At 66.4% G+C, this 4,987-nt stretch carries 6 protein-coding genes; 2 read left to right on the plus strand and 4 right to left on the minus strand.

Translation table 11 applies throughout. The features are described from left to right. On the plus strand, window positions 1-718 hold a 718-nt coding region (locus AC1D00_RS26470), incomplete at its 5' end, for an aminotransferase class III-fold pyridoxal phosphate-dependent enzyme (protein WP_477012679.1). 154 nt (window positions 719-872) lie between these two features. On the opposite strand, the gene AC1D00_RS26475 is transcribed toward AC1D00_RS26470, so the two are convergent. The 3 genes from AC1D00_RS26475 to pcsA all read right to left on the minus strand — a co-directional run bounded on the left by AC1D00_RS26475 (window position 873) and on the right by pcsA (window position 3,429). After that, window positions 873-1,847, minus strand: a complete 975-nt coding sequence (locus tag AC1D00_RS26475; protein WP_477012680.1) for a quinone oxidoreductase family protein — start codon at window positions 1,845-1,847, stop codon at window positions 873-875. 92 nt (window positions 1,848-1,939) lie between these two features. Then, entirely contained in the window at window positions 1,940-2,665 is a 726-nt protein-coding gene (locus AC1D00_RS26480) for a TerC family protein (protein ID WP_404556464.1), read from the minus strand. Continuing rightward, window positions 2,662-3,429 carry a phosphatidylcholine synthase gene (gene pcsA / locus AC1D00_RS26485; protein WP_167770917.1) on the minus strand — a complete coding sequence of 256 codons (768 nt, stop codon included), beginning with the start codon at window positions 3,427-3,429 and terminating at the stop codon, window positions 2,662-2,664. Before pcsA ends, AC1D00_RS26480 begins: the two co-directional genes overlap by 4 nt. Before the next feature lie 87 nt (window positions 3,430-3,516). On the opposite strand from pcsA, the gene AC1D00_RS26490 reads away from it, so the two are divergent. Next, window positions 3,517-4,701 carry a UbiH/UbiF family hydroxylase gene (locus AC1D00_RS26490; protein ID WP_477012681.1) on the plus strand — a complete coding sequence of 395 codons (1,185 nt, stop codon included), beginning with the start codon at window positions 3,517-3,519 and terminating at the stop codon, window positions 4,699-4,701. Window positions 4,702-4,707: 6 nt separating this feature from the next. Here the strand turns inward: AC1D00_RS26490 and AC1D00_RS26495 are convergent. Continuing rightward, window positions 4,708-4,987 (minus strand): AEC family transporter (locus tag AC1D00_RS26495; protein ID WP_477012682.1); only part of this gene is annotated, 280 nt, incomplete at its 5' end.

Raw genomic sequence — 4,987 nt, forward strand, 5'->3', positions numbered from 1 at the left:
CTTCAAGAAGGCGAAGCTCAACGACATCGCCTCGGTCGAAAAGCTGATCAACGACAACACCGTCGCTATCATGCTGGAGCCGATCCAGGGTGAATCAGGCGTGTGGCCCGCGACCGATCGGTTCCTGYAGGAGCTGCGCGCACTCACCGAGGCGCACGGTCTGCTGCTCATTTTCGACGAGATCCAGACCGGCATGGGCCGGACCGGAAAGCTCTTCCACTACGAGCATGCCGGCATCGCGCCCGACATCATGACGCTCGGCAAGGGCATCGGCGGCGGCGTGCCGCTCGCGGCCCTGCTTGCGACCGAACGCGCCGCCTGTTTCGAGCACGGCGACCAGGGCGGCACCTTCAACGGCAACCCGATCATGTGCGCGGTGGGCCTTGCGGTGCTGGACGAGGTCGGCAAGCCGGACTTCCTGAAGGCGGTCACCGAGACCGGCCTCCTGCTCGAAAGCGAGTTGCAGAAGGTCTCGGCCCGGCACGGCCTCGGCGGCGTGCGGGGGCGCGGCCTGCTGCTGGCGCTCGACCTCAAGCTGCCGATCGCGCCCGGCATCGTTGCGCAAGCGTTCGAGTCCGGCGTGCTGCTGAACGCACCGCAGGTCGACACGCTGCGCTTCATGCCGGCGCTGAACGTCACGCGGGCGGAGATCGCCGAGATGATCGACTGCCTCGACGCGATCTTGACCAAGGCCGGCGCGGCGAGACGCGTGGCGTAAGGCCACTCTCGTGCCCCGGACGCAGCGCAGCGCCCCCTTCGGCGGTGCGCTGCAGAGCCGGGGCCCATCTCGCCGCATTGTACCTTGTTGCCAATCTGGGTCCCGGCTCTGCGCTGCAACGCTTATGCGTCGCAGCTTGTCCGGGACACGGGAGCTACGGCTTCAAGATCGACGCGCCCGTGGTCTTGCGGCTCTCGAGATCGATATGCGCCTTGGCGGCGTCCTTCAGCGCGTAGGCGTGGTTGATCGGCACGTGCAGCTTGCCGTTGATGACGGCGGCGAACAGCGTGTCGGCGCCTTCCAGCAACTCCTTGCGGGTGCCGACGTAGTCGTTGAGCTTCGGCCGGGTCGCGAACAGCGAGCCGTGGTTGTTGAGCTCGGCGATCGAGAACGGCGGCACGGGGCCTGAGGCATTGCCGAACGAGACGAACATGCCGCGCGGCTTCAGGCAGGACAGCGAGCCCGGGAAGGTCGCCTTGCCGACGCCGTCATAGACGACGTCGCAGCCCTCGTTGCGGCTGATCTGCTTCACGCGCGCGACGAAGTCTTCCTCGTTGTAGAGGATGACGTGGTCGCAGCCATTGGCTTCCGCAAGCTCGGCCTTCTCGCGCGAGCCGACCGTGCCGATGACGTGGGCGCCGAGTGCCCTCGCCCACTGGCAGGCGAGCAGGCCGATGCCGCCGGCGGCGGCGTGGATCAGCACGCGATGATGCGGCTCGACCTTGAAGGTCTTGTGCAGCAGATACCAGACCGTGAGCCCCTTCAGCATCAGCACGGCGCCCTGCTCGTGGGTGATGTGGTCGGGCAGCTTGACCAGCTTCTCCCAGGGGATGTTGCGCTCGCCGGTATAGGCGCCGAGATTGTAGTAGTAGGCGACGCGGTCGCCGGGATGGAAATTCGTGACGCCCGGCCCGACCGTGATGACCTCGCCCGAGGCCTCGTTGCCGGCGATGAAAGGAAGCCCCGGCGCCTTGTAGAGGCCGGTGCGATAATAGACGTCGATGAAGTTCAGGCCCACCGCATGCTGGCGGATGCGCACCTCGCCGGGGCCGGGCGCCGGCACGTCGACGCTCTCGTAGACCAGGGCTTCGGGGCCTCCGACCTTGTGCACACGGACGGCTTTGGTCATTGCCTGACCTCCTCTCGGTCGACGCGGCGGCAAGCCAAAGACATCACGGCCACCTTGTCAACTCGACTTGGAATGGAACGGACCAAACGCGACTATTTGCTGGCTTTCCTGCGGTTGCGCTTGGCCAGCACGTTGAAGAACTCCACCGCAGCCGAGAACGCAATTGCGAAATAGATGTAGCCGCGCGGGATGTGGAATTGGAATCCATCGGCAACCAGCGCGACGCCGATCAACACCAGGAAGGCCAGCGCCAGCATTTTCGTGGTCGGATGCTCCGCGACGAATCGCGACACCGGCCCCGACGAAAGGTACATGATCAGGCAGGCGATCACGACGGCCGCGATCATGATCTCGATGTCCTGCGCCATGCCGATCGCGGTGATGATCGAGTCCAGCGAGAACACGATGTCGATGACGATGATCTGGACGATCACCCAGAAGAAGGCGTTGCGGCCGGAGGCCTGATCGCCCTCGCCGTCGTCGGCTTCGACCTCGGCGTGGATCTCGTGCGTCGCCTTCGCGATCAGGAACAGGCCGCCGCCGATCAGGATGAGGTCGCGCCAGGAGAAGTCGTAACCCGCAAACGAGAACACCGGCGCGGTCAGGCCGATCAGCCAGACCAGAACGCTGAGCAGGATGATACGGAAGACCAGCGCCAGCGCGAGCCCGATCTGGCGGGCGCGGTGCGCCTGCTTCTCGGGGATGCGCGAGACGATCACCGACAGGAAGATGACGTTGTCGATGCCGAGCACGATCTCGAGCGACGTCAAGGTGAGCAGCGCGGCCCAGGCTTCGGGGCTGGTGAGCAGATGCATCATGCGAAGGATCTTGCGAAGCGAATCAATGCGTCGCTGAAGCTGATCCAGAGCGCGATGGCGCACAGCGCGAGCGTCACGCCGGGACCGACGCGAAAGTCCATGTCCAGCGTGTAGAGGGAGAGCACCGCCCAGATCGCGATCAGCGACATGGTCAGCCAGCGCAGCCGCACGACGCGGACCGGATGCAGCACGTGGAACGGCACGAAGGTCAGCACCACGAGGGCCGCGACCAGCAGCGTCGACCACAGCGGCGGCCAGTGCAGCAGGAACAGGTAGAACGCGGCCGCATTCCACAGCGCCGGGAAGCCGCGGAAATGATTGTCGTCGGCCTTCATGCGCAGATCGGCGAAATATAACGCGCTGGTGACGATGATGGCGACGCCGAGCAAGGGAGCCGCGATCGGCAGCAGCAGCCCGCTCGCCACGATCGCGTAGGCCGGCACGAACACATAGGTGACGAAGTCGACCACGAGATCGAGCACGTCGCCCGACCAGTTCGGCTGCACGTTCTTGACGTCGAGCCGGCGCGCGATCGGACCGTCGATCGCGTCGATGATCAGCGCGACGCCCAGCCATTGAAACATCGCCGCCCAGTGCTCGCGCACGGCCTCCAGCATCGCCAGCAGCGCGATGGCCGCGCCGAAGGCGGTGAAAATGTGCACCGAGAAGGCCGCGGCGCGGATCGCCGGTTTCGGCTTCAGGGAATCCTGCTGGGTATCCATGGCTTCTGCTATCAGAATGAGACCGGTTTGCACATAAGCCATTGCGGCACCCGGTCGCACAATTCGCCATAAAATCAGGGAAAAATAGGTGGGCTTGAATTTGCCGCGGGGCGTGTCAAATGTCGTTCCATGACAGACGCATCGACACTCTTCGACGCAGCCGTGATCGGCGGTGGACCGGCGGGCCTTAGCGCGGCCGTCGCGCTGGCGCAGGCGGGTGCACGGACCGCACTGGTGGCGCGCCGCGTGCCCTATGCCGACAATCGCACCACCGCGCTGCTCGGTGCCTCGATCGAGCTCCTGGAGAGCCTCGACGTCTGGCCGCGCTGCAAGGACAAGGCGGCCGCGCTCGAAGTCATGCGCCTCGTCGACGACACCGGCCGGCTGTTCCGGGCGCCGGAGGTCCGCTTCTCCTGTCACGAGATCGCGCTCGACGCCTTCGGCTACAACATCGACAACCGCTCGCTGATGCTGGCGCTGGAGGCGCGCGCGGCCGAGCTGCCCGGGATCGTCCGTTTCGACGACGAGGCCGAAAGCATCGTCGTCGAAGCCGACGATGTCGCGATCCGCACGGCCTCCGCGCAATTCCTCACGGCCCGGCTCGTGGTCGGCGCCGACGGCCGGCATTCGCTGTGCCGGGAGGCCGCCGGCATCGCGGTGACGCGGCGCGAGCTGACGCAGACCGCGCTCACCTTCAACGTCGGCCATGCACGGCCGCATCGCAATGTCTCGACCGAGTTCCACACGCCGCACGGGCCCTGCGTGTTCGTGCCCCTGCCCGGCAACCGCTCCAGCATCGTCTGGGTCGCAGCTCCCGCGGAAGCCGAACGGCTCCGCGGCTTAAGCGACGAGGAGCTGTCCGCCGCGATCGAGAAGCAGTCGCATTCCATTCTGGGACGCATGATTGTCGAGCCCGGGCGCAATCTGTTTCCGCTGGCGATCGAACGTCCCAAATCCTTCGGCCGCGACCGCATCGCGCTGGTTGGCGAAGCCGCCCATGTCGTTCCCCCGATCGGCGCCCAGGGCCTCAACCTTGGCCTGCGCGATGCCGCCGATATTGCCAGGCTCGCGGGCGAAGCCATCTCATCAGGCCAGGACCCCGGCGCAGCCGACGTGCTCCAGCGCTACGACCGGGCGCGGCGTCCGGACATCCTGAGCCGGACCTTCGCGATCGACATCGCCAACCGCTCCTTGCTCAACGATTTCCTGCCGCTCCAGCCGGTCCGCGCCGTCGGCATGCACCTGCTCGGCGCCATCGGCCCGCTCCGGCGCTTCGCCATGCGGGAGGGGTTGACGCCGACCTGGCGAAGGTAACGCCTCTCACGGAAACGCCAGCCGGCCGGTCTGGATCGCCCACATCACGCTGGTCAGTGTGACCACGGACGCAAAGGTCCCGAGCAGCACCGCGACGGAGGCGGATTCGATCCAGGCCCCGTTCTGCCGGGCGATCACGAACACGTTCAGCGCCGGCGGCAGCGAGGCCATCAGCACGGCGGTCGCGGCCCAGGGCTGCGCGAACGGGCCGAACGCCAGCATCAGGCCGAACGCTGCAAGCGGATGGATCAGGAGCTTCACCACGATCACGCCCGGCACCTCCCAC

It is taken from the genome of Bradyrhizobium sp. P2_E8, from assembly GCF_056403875.1.

Coding starts and splice junctions, on each gene's coding strand:
- pcsA (WP_167770917.1), bottom strand. CDS start 3,429: ATGGCTTATGTGCAAACCGGTCTCATTCTGATAGCAGAAGCCATGGAT.
- AC1D00_RS26475 (WP_477012680.1), bottom strand. CDS start 1,847: ATGACCAAAGCCGTCCGTGTGCACAAGGTCGGAGGCCCCGAAGCCCTG.
- AC1D00_RS26480 (WP_404556464.1), bottom strand. CDS start 2,665: ATGATGCATCTGCTCACCAGCCCCGAAGCCTGGGCCGCGCTGCTCACC.
- AC1D00_RS26490 (WP_477012681.1), top strand. CDS start 3,517: ATGACAGACGCATCGACACTCTTCGACGCAGCCGTGATCGGCGGTGGA.